The organism is Variovorax sp. 05N34 (assembly GCF_056397405.1).
Window position 1 is genome coordinate 353487 of record NZ_JBFTNI010000003.1, and the last position, 17578, is coordinate 371064.

At 65.0% G+C, this 17578-nt stretch carries 16 protein-coding genes; 6 read left to right on the forward strand and 10 right to left on the reverse strand.

The window, feature by feature from the left end; translation table 11 throughout:
* The first annotated feature begins 346 nt into the window (after positions 1 to 346).
* Positions 347 to 511: a hypothetical protein gene (locus tag AC1DMA_RS10685; RefSeq protein ID WP_478125039.1), complete on the forward strand. Its 165-nt coding sequence runs from the start codon at positions 347 to 349 to the stop codon at positions 509 to 511.
* A gap of 49 nt (positions 512 to 560) precedes the next feature.
* Here the strand turns inward: AC1DMA_RS10685 and htpG are convergent, their stop codons facing one another.
* Entirely contained in the window at positions 561 to 2594 is a 2034-nt protein-coding gene (gene htpG, locus AC1DMA_RS10690) for a molecular chaperone HtpG (protein WP_478144161.1), read from the reverse strand.
* 274 nt (positions 2595 to 2868) lie between these two features.
* Between htpG and AC1DMA_RS10695 the strand changes: the two genes are divergently transcribed.
* Genes AC1DMA_RS10695 through AC1DMA_RS10710 form a run of 4 tightly spaced genes read left to right on the forward strand, consistent with a single transcriptional unit; the run spans position 2869 to position 7517 of the window.
* The gene (locus AC1DMA_RS10695; RefSeq protein ID WP_478125041.1) at positions 2869 to 3408 is read left to right on the forward strand and encodes a Csu type fimbrial protein; all 540 of its coding nucleotides are present in this window, start codon (positions 2869 to 2871) and stop codon (positions 3406 to 3408) included.
* A gap of 17 nt (positions 3409 to 3425) precedes the next feature.
* Positions 3426 to 4160: a fimbrial biogenesis chaperone gene (locus tag AC1DMA_RS10700; protein WP_478125042.1), complete on the forward strand. Its 735-nt coding sequence runs from the start codon at positions 3426 to 3428 to the stop codon at positions 4158 to 4160.
* A 7-nt stretch (positions 4161 to 4167) separates the two neighbouring features.
* Positions 4168 to 6516 (forward strand): fimbria/pilus outer membrane usher protein, encoded by a 2349-nt coding sequence (locus AC1DMA_RS10705; RefSeq protein ID WP_478144162.1) that lies wholly within the window; start codon positions 4168 to 4170, stop codon positions 6514 to 6516.
* On the forward strand, positions 6513 to 7517 hold the full coding sequence (locus AC1DMA_RS10710; protein WP_478125044.1) for a Csu type fimbrial protein: 1005 nt from the start codon (positions 6513 to 6515) through the stop codon (positions 7515 to 7517). Before AC1DMA_RS10705 ends, AC1DMA_RS10710 begins: the two co-directional genes overlap by 4 nt.
* Positions 7518 to 7521: 4 nt before the next feature.
* On the opposite strand, the gene AC1DMA_RS10715 is transcribed toward AC1DMA_RS10710, so the two are convergent.
* From AC1DMA_RS10715 to AC1DMA_RS10735, 5 genes are all read right to left on the reverse strand, one after another.
* Positions 7522 to 7929, reverse strand: coding sequence for a hypothetical protein (locus AC1DMA_RS10715; RefSeq protein ID WP_478125045.1), 408 nt, complete (start codon positions 7927 to 7929; stop codon positions 7522 to 7524).
* A 144-nt stretch (positions 7930 to 8073) separates the two neighbouring features.
* Positions 8074 to 8427, reverse strand: coding sequence for a hypothetical protein (locus AC1DMA_RS10720; RefSeq protein WP_478125046.1), 354 nt, complete (start codon positions 8425 to 8427; stop codon positions 8074 to 8076).
* A 106-nt stretch (positions 8428 to 8533) separates the two neighbouring features.
* On the reverse strand, positions 8534 to 9913 hold the full coding sequence (locus tag AC1DMA_RS10725; protein ID WP_478125047.1) for an ATP-binding protein: 1380 nt from the start codon (positions 9911 to 9913) through the stop codon (positions 8534 to 8536).
* On the reverse strand, positions 9910 to 10569 hold the full coding sequence (locus tag AC1DMA_RS10730; RefSeq protein ID WP_478125048.1) for a response regulator: 660 nt from the start codon (positions 10567 to 10569) through the stop codon (positions 9910 to 9912). The genes AC1DMA_RS10725 and AC1DMA_RS10730 overlap by 4 nt, the downstream gene beginning before the upstream one ends.
* Positions 10570 to 10671: 102 nt before the next feature.
* Entirely contained in the window at positions 10672 to 11889 is a 1218-nt protein-coding gene (locus AC1DMA_RS10735) for a pyridoxal-phosphate-dependent aminotransferase family protein (protein WP_478144163.1), read from the reverse strand.
* Positions 11890 to 12106: 217 nt separating this feature from the next.
* Here AC1DMA_RS10735 and AC1DMA_RS10740 point away from each other — a divergent pair, with 217 nt between their 5' ends.
* On the forward strand, positions 12107 to 12604 hold the full coding sequence (locus AC1DMA_RS10740) for a DUF3761 domain-containing protein (protein ID WP_478144164.1): 498 nt from the start codon (positions 12107 to 12109) through the stop codon (positions 12602 to 12604).
* 30 nt (positions 12605 to 12634) lie between these two features.
* Here AC1DMA_RS10740 and AC1DMA_RS10745 read toward each other — a convergent pair whose 3' ends face one another.
* The 4 genes from AC1DMA_RS10745 to kdpC all read right to left on the reverse strand — a co-directional run bounded on the left by AC1DMA_RS10745 (position 12635) and on the right by kdpC (position 17566).
* Positions 12635 to 13402 (reverse strand): pseudouridine synthase, encoded by a 768-nt coding sequence (locus tag AC1DMA_RS10745; RefSeq protein ID WP_478144165.1) that lies wholly within the window; start codon positions 13400 to 13402, stop codon positions 12635 to 12637.
* 55 nt (positions 13403 to 13457) lie between these two features.
* Entirely contained in the window at positions 13458 to 14150 is a 693-nt protein-coding gene (gene kdpE / locus AC1DMA_RS10750) for a two-component system response regulator KdpE (protein ID WP_478144166.1), read from the reverse strand.
* A 7-nt stretch (positions 14151 to 14157) separates the two neighbouring features.
* The gene (locus AC1DMA_RS10755) at positions 14158 to 16923 is read right to left on the reverse strand and encodes a DUF4118 domain-containing protein (protein ID WP_478144167.1); all 2766 of its coding nucleotides are present in this window, start codon (positions 16921 to 16923) and stop codon (positions 14158 to 14160) included.
* A gap of 64 nt (positions 16924 to 16987) precedes the next feature.
* Positions 16988 to 17566 (reverse strand): potassium-transporting ATPase subunit KdpC, encoded by a 579-nt coding sequence (gene kdpC, locus AC1DMA_RS10760; RefSeq protein ID WP_478144168.1) that lies wholly within the window; start codon positions 17564 to 17566, stop codon positions 16988 to 16990.
* Positions 17567 to 17578 lie beyond the last annotated feature (12 nt).

Sequence of the window (17578 nt, forward strand, 5' to 3'; positions counted from 1 at the left end):
TTGGCGTCTCAGGGAGAATATGAGCATTCGAAATTCAATCGTTGCCGCCGCAACGGCCACTGCGTTGCTGGGCTGCGCCGCGCCTTCTTCGGCGCCTTCTTCGGCGCCTTCTCCGCCGTCTTCTTCGCCAATTGGCGCTCCGACATCGCGCTCTCCGGGCCCGGGCGAAAGCAAGGCAACTGCGATAGAAGTCTGCGGACCATTCGGCGAGCGCGCATACCTGGAGCGCCTTCAATGTCCTGATGGTTCCGCGCTCGCCTACCGGCGAGTCGGCAACTTCGGCACGAGAAGCGACCTTCCGAGCGATTTCACCCGCGAAGAGGCGTCGGGATTGCTGGAGCGCAACATGAGTGGCGCGCCCCTCAAGTCCGGCGAGTCGGACTATCACGTCATCGACGGATACGAGCTTTCATGCGGCCCGGCAAAGCGCATGGTGTACATGGACATGTACCACTGCCACCAAGCGCCGCCCAACGAAGTGCCCGAGGGCTTCCAAGTCAAGCCCAACTGACTTGAGCGCCGCGCGCGTCGCTCGCGCGCAAAGCGCTCAGCGCATCCGCCTACGCGAGCAAGGCGTTCACGCGCCGCACGTAGGCCGCCGGATCTGCAGGCAGACCGCCCTCAGCCAACAGCGCCTGGTCGAACAGGATGTTCGCCAGATCATCGAAGTGATCGGAGCCTTCCAGCTTCTTGACCAGCGGATGCTCGGCGTTCACTTCCAGCACCGGCTTCACTTCGGGCGCAGGCTGGCCCGCCTGCTTGAGCATGCGCGCGAGCTGGGTGCTCATGCCGCCGTCCTGCACTACCAGGCAAGCCGGCGAATCGACCAGACGCGTCGTCACGCGGACATCCTCGGCCTTGTCCTTCAGCGCCTCCTTCAGACGCTCGAGCATGGGCTTGAACGACTCGGCGGCTTCCTCGGCGGCTTTCTTCTCCGCCTCGTCCTGGAGCTTGCCCAGGTCGACCGCGCCCTTCGCCACGCTTTGCAGCGGCGTGCCGTCGAACTCGGTGAGGTAGTTGAGCGCCCATTCGTCCACGCGATCGGTCATCAGCAGAACCTCGATGCCCTTCTTCTTGAAGATTTCCAGCTGTGGACTGTTCTTGGCGGCGGCCAGCGTATCGGCGGTGATGTAGTAGATCGCGTCCTGGCCTTCCTTCATGCGCGACTTGTAGTCGGCAAAGCTCACGCTGACGGTGTCGCTCGTGCTCGAAGCGAAGCGCAGCAGCTTGGCAATGCGCTCGCGGTTGGCAAAATCTTCGCCCAAGCCTTCCTTGAGCACCGCGCCGAATTCCGCATAGAACTTGGCGTACTTGCCCGAATCGTCCGCGTAGTTCGCAGCGGCCTCGGCGGCGGGCGTGGCGTTCTTGTCGACGGCGTCCGTCACACCTTCGGTCGGCTCGGGCGAAGGTACTGATTCGCCCGAGCCCACGTCGATCTTGCCCTCGTTGCTGTCACCGGCGGTCTTCTGCTTCTTGGCAAGGTCTTCCAGCATGCCCAGCACGCGCTTGGTGCTGCCTTCGCGGATCGCCTTCACGTCACGGCTTTCTTGCAGCAGCTCACGGCTCACGTTGAGCGGCAGGTCGGCGGAGTCGATCACGCCCTTCACGAAGCGCAGGTAGCTCGGCAGCAAGGCCTCGGCGTCGTCCATGATGAAGACGCGCTTCACATAGAGCTTGACGCCGGCGCCCTTGTCGCGATTCCAGAGATCCATCGGCGCCTTGGCGGGGATGTACAGGAGTTGCGTGTACTCGGTGTTGCCTTCGACGCGGTTGTGGCTCCAGGCCAAAGGCGCCTCGAAGTCGTGGCTGATGTTCTTGTAGAACTCCACGTACTGTTCTTCGGTGATGTCCTTCTTGGGGCGGCTCCAGAGTGCGTTCGCCTGGTTGACCGTCTCCCATTCGCCGGTCTTGACCATCTGGCCGCCCTTGTTCTCCTCGCCCTCTTTCCACTCCTCTTTTTCCATGAGGATCGGCAAGGAGATGTGGTCGGAATATTTCCCAATGATCGACTTGAGCTTCCACGCATTGAGGTACTCGTCGGCGTCATCGCGCAGATGCAGCGTGACGCTGGTGCCGCGTTGGGGCCGGGTGATCGTGTCGACCTCGAAATCGCCGGCGCCGCAGCTGACCCAGCGCACGCCCTCTTCGGCCGGCAGGCCGGCGCGGCGCGATTCGACGGTGATCTTGTCGGCCACGATGAAGCCCGAATAGAAGCCCACGCCGAATTGCCCAATGAGCTGTGCATCGGCCTTCTGGTCGCCGGAGAGCTTGCTCATGAACTCCTTGGTCCCGCTCTTCGCGATGGTGCCGAGGTTGTCGATCGCTTCCTGCTGGCTCAGGCCAATCCCGTTGTCGGCGATGGTGAGCGTCTTGGCGTCCTTGTCGAAGGAAACGCGCACGTCCAGATTGGGCTGATCTTCATACAGCGCGGGTTGGTCGATGGCCTCGAAGCGCAGCTTGTCGCAGGCATCGGACGCATTCGAAATCAGCTCCCGTAGGAAGATTTCCTTGTTGGAGTAAAGCGAATGGGTGACGAGGTAAAGCAGCTGGGCGACTTCGGCCTGGAATGGAAGTTTGGTCTTGGAGATGGTCATGACGCGGTAACTATCAAAGAGAAGAAGACGCCTTTCGGCGAACAGGGAACTTTACAAGAGCTGCAAGTGAGCGGCCAACGTGGAGAAATTCACGGACGGAAGCGCCCGGGAAAAGATCGACCCAGTAGTTGCAAAGACTTACAACACGCTAAGGCCCCAAAAAGTACTCAATGAGACTTTTCTGAGGAATATGTCCAACAGTCTCCGTAGGAGTGCACCTACATTTCTTCCGTCCCCTTCGCAAAAACCAAATTCAAACTTCTTGGAACTAACGATGAAAAAGCTGCTTCCCTTTGCCGCCCTGACTCTCGTCGCGGCCGCCTTCACGAGCGCCGCCCTTGCGGCAACAGGTCCGGCGACGGCCACGTTCCAGGTCTTGCTCACGGTCACCAAGGCCTGCTCGGTCACAGCGGGCGCAGCGTCCAATCTCAATTTCGGCTCCCAGGACCCGACAACGGCAGGCTTGGCCGCCACCAACACCTTCAGCGTGACCTGCTCGAAGAGCACGCCCTACACCGTCGGATTGCTTCCCTCGAACACCAACACCTCGGGCGCAGGCGTCATGAAAGCCCAGAACGTCGCACCGGTGACCGGCAATACGGATACCGTTCCCTATCAGCTGCGTTCCACCGCGGGTGCGACCGGAACCATCTGGGGCAATACCGCTACCAGTGCCGCGAAAGGAAACGGCGTGGGCGCGACCGGCACCGGCGCGGCGGTATCGCATACGGTTTATGCAACGATTGCAGGCGCGGCTACCAACGTGACACCGGACAGCTACGCCGACACCGTCACCGTCCAAGTCAACTACTGAGACTGAACTGCGACACCATGCGCTTGCGACACGTTGTCCCCGTCCTGCTCGGCCTTGCCTGCGGAATTGCCGCGGCAAGCGGCCTGCAGGTCTCGCCTGTCACGTTGACCCTCCGCGCCTCCCAGAACGCGGATGGCCTCTGGCTCAGCAACACGGGCGACAACGTGGTGCATGCGCAGGTACGCGTCTATCACTGGACCCAGGAAAACGGCGAGGACAAACTCACGCCGTCGCGCAACCTTCTGGTGAGCCCCCCGATATTGCAACTGGCGGCGACAGACCGGCAACTGATTCGCGTTATCCGGACAGGCGCACCGCCCAGCGGAGCCGGTGCCGTCGAGGACGCATACCGCGTGGTCATCGACGAGTTGCCGGTCGAGAACCAGGAGGCCAGGAAGGGCCTGCAGTTCGTGCTGCGCTACTCGCTGCCGATCTTCATCGAACCGGCTGGTCCCGCACCCAGCCCGCCGCAATTGACGTGGTCACTGAGCCGCCAGGGCGATCAGGCGGTCCTCGAAGTGGCCAATGCCGGGGGCACACACGCGCAACTGGCTGAACTCAATTTCGTCGATGCGTCCGGACGCCGAACAGCCGTCCATGGAGGTCTGCTCGGTTACGTATTGCCTGGCGCAAAAATGCGCTGGCCGTTGACGCCGCCGGTCGCCACCTTTGCTGCCGGTGGCTCCATGGAAACGATGGTCAATGGCAACACGGCGCAGCAAAGTCTCCCGGCCATCGAACGCGCGCGCTGAAAGTCTGTTGCTCCTCTGTAGCCTGCTGGCATGTGCCGCGCAGGCAGGGGAGCCTGCAGCCGCGGCCACGCTCGCGCCCCCGCCGGGCCTCGCCACCGCGGCTGACAGCGATCTCGCCGGTCCGAGTGGCACCGATCTTTATCTGGACCTCAGCCTCAACGGCAATCCGCAGGGTCTCATCCACTTCGGCCTACGGGGTGCAGAGCTGTGGGCCGGCGCAACCACGCTGCGCGAGCTTGGCTTTCAACTGCCTCCAGACCTCGCCGGCCCGGTGCGCCTGAAGAGCCTGCGCGGCCTGCAGATTGACTACGACCCGGCGGGCCAAAGCGTGGCCATCGCAGGTGGCGCGGAAATGCTTCGCCTGCCGACCACCGTGATCAACCCTGCGGACGTCAAGACGCAGAAGGCCAGCGCTTCGCCGGGGTTGCTGCTGAACTATGACCTCTTTGGCACGCAAGGACGGGGCGGTACGGCCAGCCTGAATGGATTCGCCGAACTGCGCGCCTTTGCCGGAGCGTATGTGCTCAGCAACACGATGCTTTCGCAGGCGACCCGGCTGGCGGGCGAGCGTTGGGATCGCCAATCGGTTCGACTGGACACCACCGTCAGCACCTCCTTCCAGGACGACATGCTGACACTGCGCCTGGGCGACACGGTCACGGCCGCTCTGCCCTGGTCACGGTCCACACGCATCGGCGGCATTCAGTTGGCGCGCAATTTTTCGCTGCAACCCTATCGGATCACTGCGCCGCTGCCGGCCTTCATGGGTTCGGCCGTGCTGCCGTCGCAGGTCGACCTGTTCATCAACGGATTGCGCCAGTCCACGAGCCAGGTGCCCGCAGGTCCCTTCCAACTCAATACAGCGCCCGGCATCAGCGGCGCCGGCAACGCGCAGGTGGTGCTCACGGATGCCCTCGGCCGGGCAACAACGATCAACTTCTCGCTCTACGACACGCAGCGGTTGCTCCAGGAAGGCTTGTCCGACTGGTCGGTAGACCTCGGCGCGGTGCGAAAGAACTACGGGCTCAGCTCGTTCGACTATGGCAATGACCCCGCCACCACGGGCGTATGGCGGTACGGCGTCAGCAACGATTTCACCATCGAAACCCACGCCGAAGCTGCTCGCGGGCTGGTGGCGGGCGGTGTCGGCGGGTCCTGGCTGCTGGGGCAGGCCGGCGTGCTGTCGAGCGCTGCTGGCGCCAGCAGCAACCAGGGACGCAAGGGTTCGCTGCTCAACCTGGGATACAGCTGGCGCAACGACCGCTTCAACTTCGGCTTCGACGAGACCGTCACGCGCGGCGAGTACCGCGACGTCGCGTCGCTCTACGGAAGTCCGACGCCACGCGGCGTGGGTCGCGCAACCATCGGCTACAACACGGACAATTTCGGCAGCTTCGGCGTCAGCTACCTTTATCAGCAATACCCCCTGCAGGAGGCCACGCGCTATGCCAATGCCTATTGGTACAAATCGCTCGGACGCAGCGCGTCGCTGAATGTGAGCCTCAACCAGAACCTGAGCATACGGAGCGACCGCAGCCTATTCGTCGGCTTCACATGGGCGCTCGATGGCAACGTCACCGCCAGCGCCGGCGTTCAGCGCGAACGCGACCGCAACATCTACACCGCCGATGCGCAGAGCTCCACGCCCAGTGACGGCGGCTTCGGCTGGCGTGCCGGTGCGAGCCAGGGTGACGGCCAGACGGGCGGCCGAGGCGAGATCGACTACCTGGGCCGCTATGGCCGGGCTGTCGCCGGTGTGAGTGTGCTTGGCAACAGCAGTTATGCGTACGCGGGCAACTCCGGGTCGATCGTCTTCATGGGCGGCCAGACCTTCGCTGCTCAGCGCATCGACGATGCCTTCGCAGTGGTCTCGACCGACGGCGTGGCGGGCGTTCCCGTGAGGCTCGAGAACCGCCCGATCGGCACCACCGACAGCAAAGGCATGCTTCTGGTGTCGCCACTGAACGCCTACCAGAACAACCAGCTCGCGATCGATCCGATGCAGCTGCCGGCCGACGTGCGCATCGAGCGCGTCAAGACGCTCGCGACCCCCAGCGACCGGGCAGGCACATTGGTGCGCTTCGGCATCACGCCCGTGCGCGCAGCCGCCCTGACGCTCGTCGACGAAGCCGGCAAACCGCTGCCTGTGGGCAGCCTGGTCCGCGTCAATGGACAGAAGGGCACTGCGATAGTCGGCTTTGATGGCGCGGCCTACCTCGACACCCTGGACGCACAAAACAAGCTCGAGGTTCAGACGCCCGGCGGCTACTGTCGCGCGAGCTTCGACTACCGCAAGGAAGGCGACGGCATCCCGCAGATCGGACCGCTGCGCTGCGTCAAGGAGACTCACTCATGAATTTGTCGACCCGCCTCCGGCAGGGCCTCTTGCTGCCGCTGCTGTGTGGGGTGCTTTGGGGCCTGCCAGCGGAAAACACACAGGCCGCCGTCACGTGCACGGCGTCGATGACAAACGTCGACTTCGGCAGCGTGGACCTCGTCAGCGGCACTGGCCTGACGACCACGGCCATGCTGACCTACGCCTGCACCAATGGCAACAACGCGCGGACTTTCGCGCGGGTCTGCTTCGACGTGGGCGATGGCATCGAAGGCTCCGGCAATTTCAACCCGCGCGTCATGAAGGACACCTCCGGCAACGCGCTGCAGTTCCAGATCTACCAGCCGCCGGGCTTCAGCATCGTGCTGGGCTCGGAGTTCAACACGATCACGCCCAATCCCTATGTGTTGAATCTGGATCTCGCCAAGGGCGCCTCGAGCAGCGGCAGTGCATCCATGCAAGGGCGCCTGGCAACACCCCAGACGACGGTCCCGCCAGGAAGCTACCAAGGTCAATTCACCGGGATCCACACAGCAGTGACCGTCAGCGAAAGCACCGTGGCCGCACCGAGCAACTGCGGCGGCAACAGCACAGGGACCTTTCCGTTTACCGCCAAGGCCACCGTCATCAAGAGCTGCGTGGTTTCGGCGAACCCGCTTGATTTCGGGAGAGTGGACGGCTTGCCGGGCGCTGCCAATGTCGACAAGTCGACCACCATCGGCGTGATGTGCTCCAAGCCCACTGCATACACAGTGGCGCTGACACCTTCCAACAACAGCACCACCGGCGCCGGCGTCATGTCGCCGGCGACCACAGGCAATGCGGACACCGTCGCGTATCGGCTCTACAGTGATGCCAGCCGCGCCATTCCATGGGGCGACCAAGTGGGAACCAATGCGCTCCAGCGCACCGGCGACGGGACGACGCAGTCACTGACCGTGTATGGGCGCGTTGTGGGCACCAGCGTGAACGTCAGGCCCGACGATTACAAGGACATCGTTACCGTCACTGTCAGGTATTGAACGGCTAGTAGGTCACGGAGACGGTGTGGAGATCGCGGGGATTTGCCGCGAGGCCCTGGCGCCTGTCGAGGTTCAGTTGCCTGTCGAGGTCGCTTTCGCGCCCGTCGACCTTCAGCGTTGTCTCTCCGACACTCGTGAAGCGATATTCGCGGCCTCCGATGACGATCGACCGGGTGTTGGTCCACACGCGACAGATGTAGCCGTCGTTCACGGGTGTCACCTCCAGGACCTTGAAGACGGGGCGGACCACGAGGCTGATCTTCAGCTGAGTGGTAGCGGTGGTGCCCTCCCCCCGCAGCGGCTGCGCCCCGCTGGGCGGCGGGAATTGGGGCAACATGCAAAACGCGATCAGCGCCGCCACCCGCGACAGGCTCGAGCCCGGCGGGAGGGCGCGGAGAGTGCTTCTGGACATCTGGCTCACGTTGGCGGCAAGGACTTTGGACGTCGCGTGACGCCCTATAGCCCTATATCGGCACGTTCACCAGAAAATTCAGTCCCTAAAAGCTATTCGCCCCTATTCCCGACTTTCGCGACTTCGGGCTTCGGGCTTCGGCAATCAGTGCGGCGTGCCGGACGTAATGCCGGCCATGCCGGTCGATTGACCCAACGCTTCGGTCTGCATCGGGTGAGACGCTTCGACCGCGCCCTTGTAGACCTCCTCGCGCGTGAGGCGGGAGTTCCCCATGGGAGCGGATGTCGACTGGCCGACCGGTTCAGTTCCGGTCGGACGCGCCGCATCCATGGCGCCCTGGCTCACTTCAGGCCTGGGGGCCGTACTGTTGGACTGCATTGGACGATAGTCCGACCCATCCGAACCTTGGGTGGTCTGCTGCGCACTGGCAGTCATCGACGCCAAGGCGGCGAGAGTTGCAAAGGTACCTACGGCTAGAACTTTGACGGAAGCGTGCATGAAAGTCTCCTCGGGTTTGATCGGCCGCGCGCCGCGGCGCGAAAGGCGCCGCGAAGGACCTGCTACCACTCTAGGGAGCCCCTCTGAGCCCGGAGTGAGCGAAAAATTAGCTCACGATGAGAGCTCGGGATGAGCCTGACAAATACACCCGCGCGATGAGCCCGGCGCCATCCGATCTGTTCGCGAGCACGATGCGCAGCCCATTGCGCAGCGCCGCCGACCGCGCAATGGCAAGCCCAAGACCGCTGCCGCCAACCGGCCCTCCCGCAACGCGGAAGAACCGGTCAAAAACGCGATCCAGCTGATCGGGCGGAATGCCCGGACCGTTGTCGAGCACGTCCACCACCGCATCGCCGTCGACCATGTGCAGCCGCACGTCCACCACCCCGCCCTGCGGCGCATAACGTACGGCGTTGTCGATGAGGTTGTCGAAGACGCTGCGCAGCTCGGCCGCCGGCGCGGCGACCATCGGCGCAATGCGGCCCTCGAAGCCCACGTCGATCTGGCGCTGGTCCGCCAGCACCATCAATTGCCCCACACTGTCGCGCAACAGCGCGGCCACGTCGACCGGCCCGCTGGCCGCCGCGGCCGTTGTGCTCGGCGTGTCCTGCCGGGACAGGCGCAACAACTGCTCGATGAGGTGCTGCGCGCGCTTCACGCCGCTTTCGAGCTGGGCGAAGCGCTCGGCGGCATCGCCGGCCGGCACGTGGGCGCGCAGGTTCTCGATCTGCAAGCCGATCGCCGCCATCGGCGTGCGCAGCTCATGCGCCGCATCCTGCATGAAGCGGCGCTGGGTCGAAAGCGTGTTTCGCAACCGCCGCAGCAAACTGTTGAACGCGGCGACCAGCGGCGCAATCTCTTCCGGCACGCGAGCGATCGCCACCTCGCGAAGATCGCCCTCTTCCTGGGCGGCCACGTCGCGCGCGACGACCCGCAGCGAGCGCGAAGCCGCCGACACGATGAAAAGCAAGATCAACAGCGTCACCGGCAGCATCAACAGGATCGGCAGGCTTTCGAGCAGGGCACGGCGAACGATGCGGTTGCGACGGAAGCCATCGTTCTGCACCACCTGCACGCGCGGCATGCCGTCAATCTGCCCCGGCGCCGCGGTGTAGATGCGCCACACGTCCTCGGCCTTTCTGCCCATGGTGAGGTCGCTGAAGCCGGGCTCCGATTGCAACGGCACCTCCAGCGCCGGTGACGAAGTGGCAATCAGCGTTGCGCCGTCGGCACTCCAGACCTGGACCACGAACGCGCCGCGCCGAACGGCATCGTCACGGCTCACCGCTTGCAAAGGCGGCGGTCGGTGGTGGATTGCATGCGACTCGGCCAGGAGCCGCATCTGGTCGTCCATGAAGTTGTTGACCAGGCGACCATAGGCACCGTAGGAGAACCAGACGGTGGCAGCGATCGCCACCACATACAGCGCCACGAGCCACAGCAGGAGCCGTCCGCGCAGCGAGCGAAGTCGAAAAACTGGCTTCACGCCGGGACGACTCGCCAGCCGAGCCCGCGCACGTTGCGTATGGCCTCGGCGCCGAGCTTTCGCCGCATGCCATGGATCAGCACGTCGATCGCATTGCTGGTGACTTCATCGCCCCAGCCATAGATGCGTTCCTCCAACTGCTCGCGCGACAAAATCGCGCCGGGCCGCTCCAGCAGTGCGTGCAGCAATGCGAACTCGCGCGCGGTCAGCACCTCGCGCACGCCATTGACGACGACGTCGCGGGTGGTGAGGTCGAGTTGGAGCGCCGCCGTCCCGATCACCGAATGGGCCGCGCCATCACGGCGACGCACCACGGCCCGCATCCGCGCCAGCAGCTCGCGCAGCTCGAAAGGCTTCAGGAGATAGTCGTCGGCGCCGAGGTCGAGCGTCTGGATCCGGTCGTCCAGCCCGTCGCGGGCGGTCAGCACGAGCACCGGCGTTGCGTCCCCGCGCTTGCGGGCGCGTCGAAGGACTTCAGTGCCGTCTTCCTTGGGCAGGCCGAGGTCGAGCAGCACGCAGGTGTAGCCACCATCCGCCATGGCGCTGTGCGCCAGTGCGCCGTCACGCACCCAGTCGACCGACCAGCCGGCGTTGTCGAGCGCATGCATCAGGCTGCGACCGATCATTTCATCGTCTTCCACGAGCAAGGCGCGCACGGGGTCTCCTTGGGTCCGACACACAATTCCAAGGGAGGCTACGCCTGATTTGTTAGGCATGCATGAGGGCGCAGTCAGCCCTCTGCATGCCGCACCGGCAACTTAGTAGTCGGCGCTCGCCCGTCCGCGCTCGGAGAGTGTCCGCTCGAGAGCCGCCATTCCGACCGGAACGTTCAGGCTGGCGCCATTGGCCTCCATGCTGAGGCCCAGTGCATGCAGGGTCCTGAACAGGTTGTGCTCGCGGCACTGCTCGCCCATCTGGCCGATCCGCAAGATGTTCAACCCAAAAGACCCGGCGATTTCCACCTTGTGGATGCTCGACATGTACGCCCGAACCCCGTCAGCGGAAACGGCTTCCGGGACATTGATGCCGATGACTGAATTCAACCTCGACGCCCTATCGACCAGCAGTGTCAGCCCCATGGCCTCGATGCCCGCTTGCAGCGCCTCGGAGCAAACCAGATGGCGATGGAACCTCGCCTCCAGGGTCTCTTCGCACACGAGGCGCAGCGCTTCATGCAGGGCGAGGATGCCGGATACAGGCGCTGTGTAGTGGTAGGAATTCTGATTCCAGAACTTGTCCGCGAGCTTGGCGTCCAGGCACCAATGCGGCAAGACACTCTTGCGCCCTTCGATGGCTTGCCAGGCGCTCCGTGAGAACGCCAGCAGCGAGACGCCAGGGATCGACGACAGCCCCTTCTGCCCGCCTGTGATGACCGCGTCTATTTGCCACGCATCCATGTCCAAGCGCATCGTGCTCAGAGTGCAAACCGCGTCGACGATCACGAGGCAACCATGAGCCTTGGCGAGGGCAGCGATGGCTTGGAGCTCTGCATTCCAGACGGTATTGGAAGTCTCGCCCTGGACAATGGTGAGGACATCGTAGGACTTGCTCTGCAGACAGGCTTCAACGGCGTCAGGGCTCACTCTGCGATCTCCCGAGACCTCGAGAACGTCAACGTCTCCGCCGACTCGCCGCGCCATTTCGGCCATTCGTTGACTGAAGTACCCGTTCGCAACACTCAGGACTTTGGAGCCGGGAGCCACGAGGTTCGTGATCGCCATTTCCATTGCTGCCGAGCCGGGGCCGGCAACGCCGAGAACGTGCGGCGACTCGGTCTGGAACACGTAGCGCCCCATCGCTTTCACTTGATCGATGACCGCGCCCATCGTCTCGCCCAGATGATTGATGACGATGGAATTTGCATAGGCGACCCGGTGAGGAATGGGAACGGGGCCGGCGCCCATCATCAATAGGGGCTCGTCAGGAAGGATGCCGTCGAGGGATCTGATGCGCGGCGGCGAAAAAAAGGGAGTCATGGGGCGGAGTGAATGTTCGGCGTGTTGATGGGTTGCGAGCGCGCTATCTTGCACACTTCGCTCACAGCGAGCCCCACCGCCTCCTGATTTCTGGCCGAAATTTGCTGCTTCTTGACCATCTCCGCCGATCTGGATGATTGCGCTTGGTCAGCTTCTGCTGGGAACTCCCCCGCAACATGACCCTGTCTCGTCACACATCGTTTCAGGAGCATTCCGGATGAAGTTTTCTCTCAGGGCGGCGCTGGTGGTAGCCGGCATGCTGAGCGCTTGGGCCGCTCAGGCGCAGCAACTTCCGGCAGACGCGCCGGCCGGCACCACGGTCCAGTGCAAAGACGGCAGCTATGCCTCGCCCGACAGCAAGTCCGGCGCCTGCCGTGGCCACAAGGGAATCAAGACCTGGTACGGCAAGGCGGACGGCAAGGGCGCCGCAGCGGCATCGACACCGGCTGCGACCGCAGCAGCGCCGGCAGCAAACACCGCTGCAGCACCTGCTGCCACCACCGCAAAGGCCAAGACGACGATGCCGCCCGATCCCTCGAAAATGACGGCCGCAGCCGGAGGCGGCGCGGGGAAGGTCTGGGCCAACGACGAGACGCAGGTCTACCACTGCGTCGGCGATCGCTACTACGGGAAGACGAAGAAGGGCGAATACATGACGGAAGCCGAGGCCAAGGCAAAGGGAATGCACCCCTCGCACAACAAGGCCTGCTCGTAGTCGCGCGGCGGCTCTCGAGTCGCCGGCCCGTCAGAAGCGCTCGTTCGGACCCAGGTAGCGCCACTGCCCGACGGGCAGGTTGCCAAGCACCACATTGCCGATGCGGATGCGCTTCAGGCCCACGACCTTGAGGCCGACGAGTTCGCACATGCGGCGGATCTGGCGCTTCTTGCCTTCCGTGAGCACAAAGCGCAATTGCTCGGGGTTCTGCCAATCGACGCGAGCCGGCTTGAGCGGCTGCCCGTCCAGGCTCAGGCCATGGCGCAGCTTGGCGAGTTGCTCGCGGGGAAATGCCGCTTGCGAGTTCTGCGCGACGGGCCCGTACGACACGCGCACGAGGTATTCCTTTTCGATGCCGGAGTCTTCGCCGATCAGTTGACGGGCCACGCGGCCGTCCTGCGTGAGCACCAGCAATCCCACCGAGTCAATATCGAGCCGGCCGGCCGGGGCGAGGCCGCGCAATTGAGGCGGCGAGAAGCGATGGCGGCTTGGGTCTTCGCGCCAGTGCGTGCGGGGATTGATCAGCACGATCGCGGGCTCATGCCCGTCTTCGGCCTGTCCGCTCACGTAACCCATCGGCTTGTGAAGCAGGATCGTGACTTGCTGCTGCTGTTGGTGCTGCGCCTTCTTGTCGACTTCGATGCGATCGGCCGGCGTCACCTTGACGCCCATCTCGGCGACCTGTCCGTTCACCTTGACCCAGCCCTGCGAGATCCAGTCATCGGCCTCGCGGCGCGAGCACAGGCCCAACTCGGCCATGCGTTTGTTGAGACGGGAAGCTTCGGGGATATCGGACATGGGTCGGCTGCGGTCGGGTAGCCGAAGATTCTCGGTGATTCGCGGGGGTACAGGCTCAAGGCACCAGCCGATAGCCCACTGCCGTCTCGGTGAGCAGATGCCTAGGCTGGGCCGGATCGGCTTCCAGCTTCTGCCGCAGATGGCCCATGTAGATGCGCAAGTAGTGGCTCTGCTCGCCATGCGACGGGCCCCACACCTCGTGCAGCAATTGGCGTTGAGTCAGCACGCGGCCGGCATTGGCGATGAGGACCGACAGCAGGCGGTACTCGGTCGGCGTCAGATGCACCTCGGCATCCGCACGCCGCACCAACCGGGCGGTGCGGTCGACTTCCACGTCGCCGAAGCGAAACACCGGCTCGGGCTCCTCGCCGCCGGTCGCCGCACGCGGCCGGCGAAGGTTCGCGCGAACGCGGGCCAGCAGTTCGCCCGTGCCGAAAGGCTTGGTCAGGTAGTCGTCCGCGCCAGCGTCGAGCGCCGCAATCTTGTCGGCCTCGTCCGTGCGCGCCGAGAGCACGATGATCGGCACGCCCGACCATCCCCGGACGTGGCGAATGAGCGAAACACCGTCGCCGTCCGGCAGCCCGAGATCGAGCACCAGCAGATCGGGCTGGCGTGTGCCGGCGGCTGCGAGACCATCGCGAAGCGTGCCGGCCTCGTGCACCTGCCAGCCTTCGGCTTCCAATGCACCTCGGACGAAGCGGCGGATCTGGGGCTCGTCCTCGATCACGACGGCAGTGGGGCTGGGCATGGTGGCGTCAGATGGGAAGAAGGGTTGATTCCGGTGCCTCCGACGGCACCGGCGGTGCGCGACGCGGCAGCGTAACGACGAATTCTGCCCCGCCACCGACCGCGTTGGCCGCAGTGATGTCGCCGCCATGCGCACTCACCACCGCCTTGCAGATCGCCAAGCCCAGCCCCACGCCCGGCGTCACGGATTCGGCCTGGCCGCGCGTGAACTTGTCGAACAGTGTCCGCTCACGCCCCTGGAGCGCCGGCGGCAGGCCCGGGCCGTGATCGCGCACGCTCAGAACCAGCGCACGGTCGGTCACGCGCGCGCCCACGACGACCGGCGCCGCGCCGTACTTGCCGGCGTTCTCCAGCAGGTTGACCAGCACACGTTCGATCAGCACCGCATCGAACTCCACCAGGGGCAGGTCCGCAGGCAGCGCGGTCTGTATGGCCATGTGGCCAAGCGCGGACCGCGCCGCCCGGATGGCCGACCCCACCACCTCCTCCACCGACTGCCAGTCGCGCCGCAAGTTGACGGCACCGCCCGAGATACCGCTTTCCAGACGCGCCATGTCGAGCAGATTGCTGACGAGCGCATGCAGTTGATGGGCCTGCGCGACGATCGCGCGTGCAGCGGCCCGGTGTCCACCGCCCGCATCCGGCAGCGCCTGGAGCGACTCCGCCAACGCGATGAGCGCTGTCAGCGGCGTGCGGACATCGTGCGATATTGCGCCGAGCAGGGCATTGCGCAGCCGCTCGGATTCCATCTCGACGACGGCGCGTTGCGCCACTTCAACGTAGTGCACGCGCTCCAGCGCGATCGCGATCTGCCGCGCCAGCGTATCGAGCTGCCGCGCTTGCTCAGGGATCAGCAGCCAACGCGGCTGTGCGGGTTCGAGCGCGAGCACGCCGCGCACACGCATGGGCGCTTTCAAGGGAACGTAGTGCCAGGATTGCGCCGCCAGCGTGCTCGTCGCGAGCCCAGCCGGCTGGCCTTGGCGAAGCGTCCACTCGGCAACGCTCGCATCGAAGCCGAGCGGGCGCTGATCCGGCACGGCGAGGCGATCGCTCGCGTCGGTCACCAGCACCAATGCGTGGCCGCCGAAATGCTGCTCGACCGCGGCCCTGCCGAGCGCCGCGACCTGGGCGCTTTCCAGCGCGGCAGACAGATCGCGGGCCAGTTCGAACAACGACTGCGCCCGCCGTTCGCGGCTCGCCGACACACCGGCCGCGAAACGCAGGCCCGCCGTCAGTTGGCCGACGAGCAGGCCCACAGCCAGCATCACTCCGAAGGTCACGACGTATTGCACATCACTGACAGCGAACGAAAACCGAGGCGAAACGAAGAAGAAGTCGAAGGCCGCGACATTGAGCGTCGCAGCCAGCGCGGCCGGTCCGCGACCGAATCGCATCGCCACCCCAACCACCCCCAGCAGGTACAGCATCACGATGTTGACCAGCTCGAGCACGCCCACCAGCGGCATCGCGACCAAGGTGATCGCAATGCTGCTGGCTGCGGCCCATGCATAGCCACGCCATCGGGCACGCGAGCGATCGGCATCTTCGGCACCCAATTCAGCACGCCGAGGGTCCGATCGGACCTGTGCGAGCCTGCGCGAGCTCTCGGCGCGCGCGACTTCGACGATGTCGACGCCCGCTGCGAGGCGCGCCAGTTCATGCGTCAGTCCGGGCGCCCACCATCGCCAGCGTGCCCAGCCCGCCGCGCGTTCCGGCCGCCCCACAACCAGCGTCGCGCAATTGAGCCGCTGAGCCTGGGCGGCCAGTTCTTCGGCGATGCCGACGCCGGTCAGCACCGCCGTTTCCGCGCCCAGTTCTTCGGCCAGTTTGAGCACGGCGAGGATGCTGTCACGCTCTTTCGCATCCAGCCGTTGCAGGCGCGGCGTCTCGACGTAGGCTGCATGCCAACGCACGTTGAGCTGGCCTGCAAGGCGCGCCGCTGCGCGCACCGTCTGTCCCGCGCCTTCATGCGGACCGACGCAAGCGAGGATCGCACCCGAAGTGTTCCATGCCGGCGGCCCCGCATCGCCCTGCGGACCGGACTGTTCGACACGCCATCCGCGCACGTCGTCTTCGACATGCTCCGCAGTTCGGCGCAGTGCGATCTCGCGCAGCGCGATGAGGTTTCCCTTGCGAAAGAAGTTCTGCGCCGCGCGTTCGGCCTGCTGCGGCAGATAGACCTTGCCCGCCGCCAGACGCGCGGTGAGCTCGTCGGGCGTGACATCGACCAGCACCACCTCGTCGGCTTCATCGAGCACCGTGTCCGGCACGGTCTCGTGCACGCGCACGCCAGTGATGGCCCCGACTGTGCCGTTGAGGCTTTCCAGATGCTGGACATTCAGCGCGGACCACACTTCGATGCCAGCGGCGAGCAGTTCCTGCACGTCCTGCCAGCGCTTGGCGTGACGCGAACCCGGCGCATTGGTGTGGGCCAGTTCGTCGACGAGCAGGATGGCCGGCCTGCGCGCGAGCGCGGCGTCGAGATCGAACTCTGCCAGCTTGTGACCACGGTAGGCGACTTCGCGCAAGGGCAGCGTGCCGAGCCCCGCGAGCAGCGCTGCGGTCTCGCTGCGCCCGTGCGTTTCCACGACACCGATCAGTACGTCGCGGCCGGCGGTGCGTTCGCGCTGCGCGGCGCTCAGCATCGCCCACGTCTTGCCGACGCCCGCGCTGGCGCCGAAATAGATGCGCAGCTTGCCTCGCCGCGAGCGCTCGTCCTCGGCGCGCAACTGCGCGAGCAGCGTGTCCGGGTCAGGGCGAAGATCGTCGTTCATGAGGCGATGCGTCGCAGGTTAGCTCAACAGTGACGCTGCCGATCGCACTAGCGTTCCTTCGGCATCACGGCGAGGGCTGCGCATCCAGCGCGAGATTGATCGCCAGCACGTTGACACGCGCCTCGCCGAACAGGCCCCAGAGCCGCGATTCGGTATGGGCATCGATCAGTTGATCGATCTGGTCGACCGGCAGGTTGCGAAGCCGTGCGATGCGAGCCGCCTGATAGCGCGCAGCGGCCGGGCTGATGTCCGGATCGAGCCCGCTCGCGGATGCCGTGACCAGATCGACCGGCACGGCCACCCTGTTGCCCGGATCGGCTGCGCGCAGTGCTTCGATACGACCCTTGACTGCATCGGCCAGCGCAGGATTGAGCGGTCCGAGATTGGAGCCGCCGGAGGCGCCGGCGTTGTACGGCATCGGCAAAGTCGCAGACGGGCGACCCCAAAAATGCTTCGGATCGCTGAAGTTCTGCCCGACCAAGGCGGAGCCGACCGGCACGCCGTCGCGCATCACCAAGCTGCCGGCAGCCTGCGATGGAAAGGCGGCCTGCGCAGCACCCGTGACTGCGAGCGGATAGAGGATGCCGGTGAGCGCACTCAGCAGCACGAAGAGCACGAGGGCGGGACGAAGAATGTTTTTCATGGGAAGCGCCTT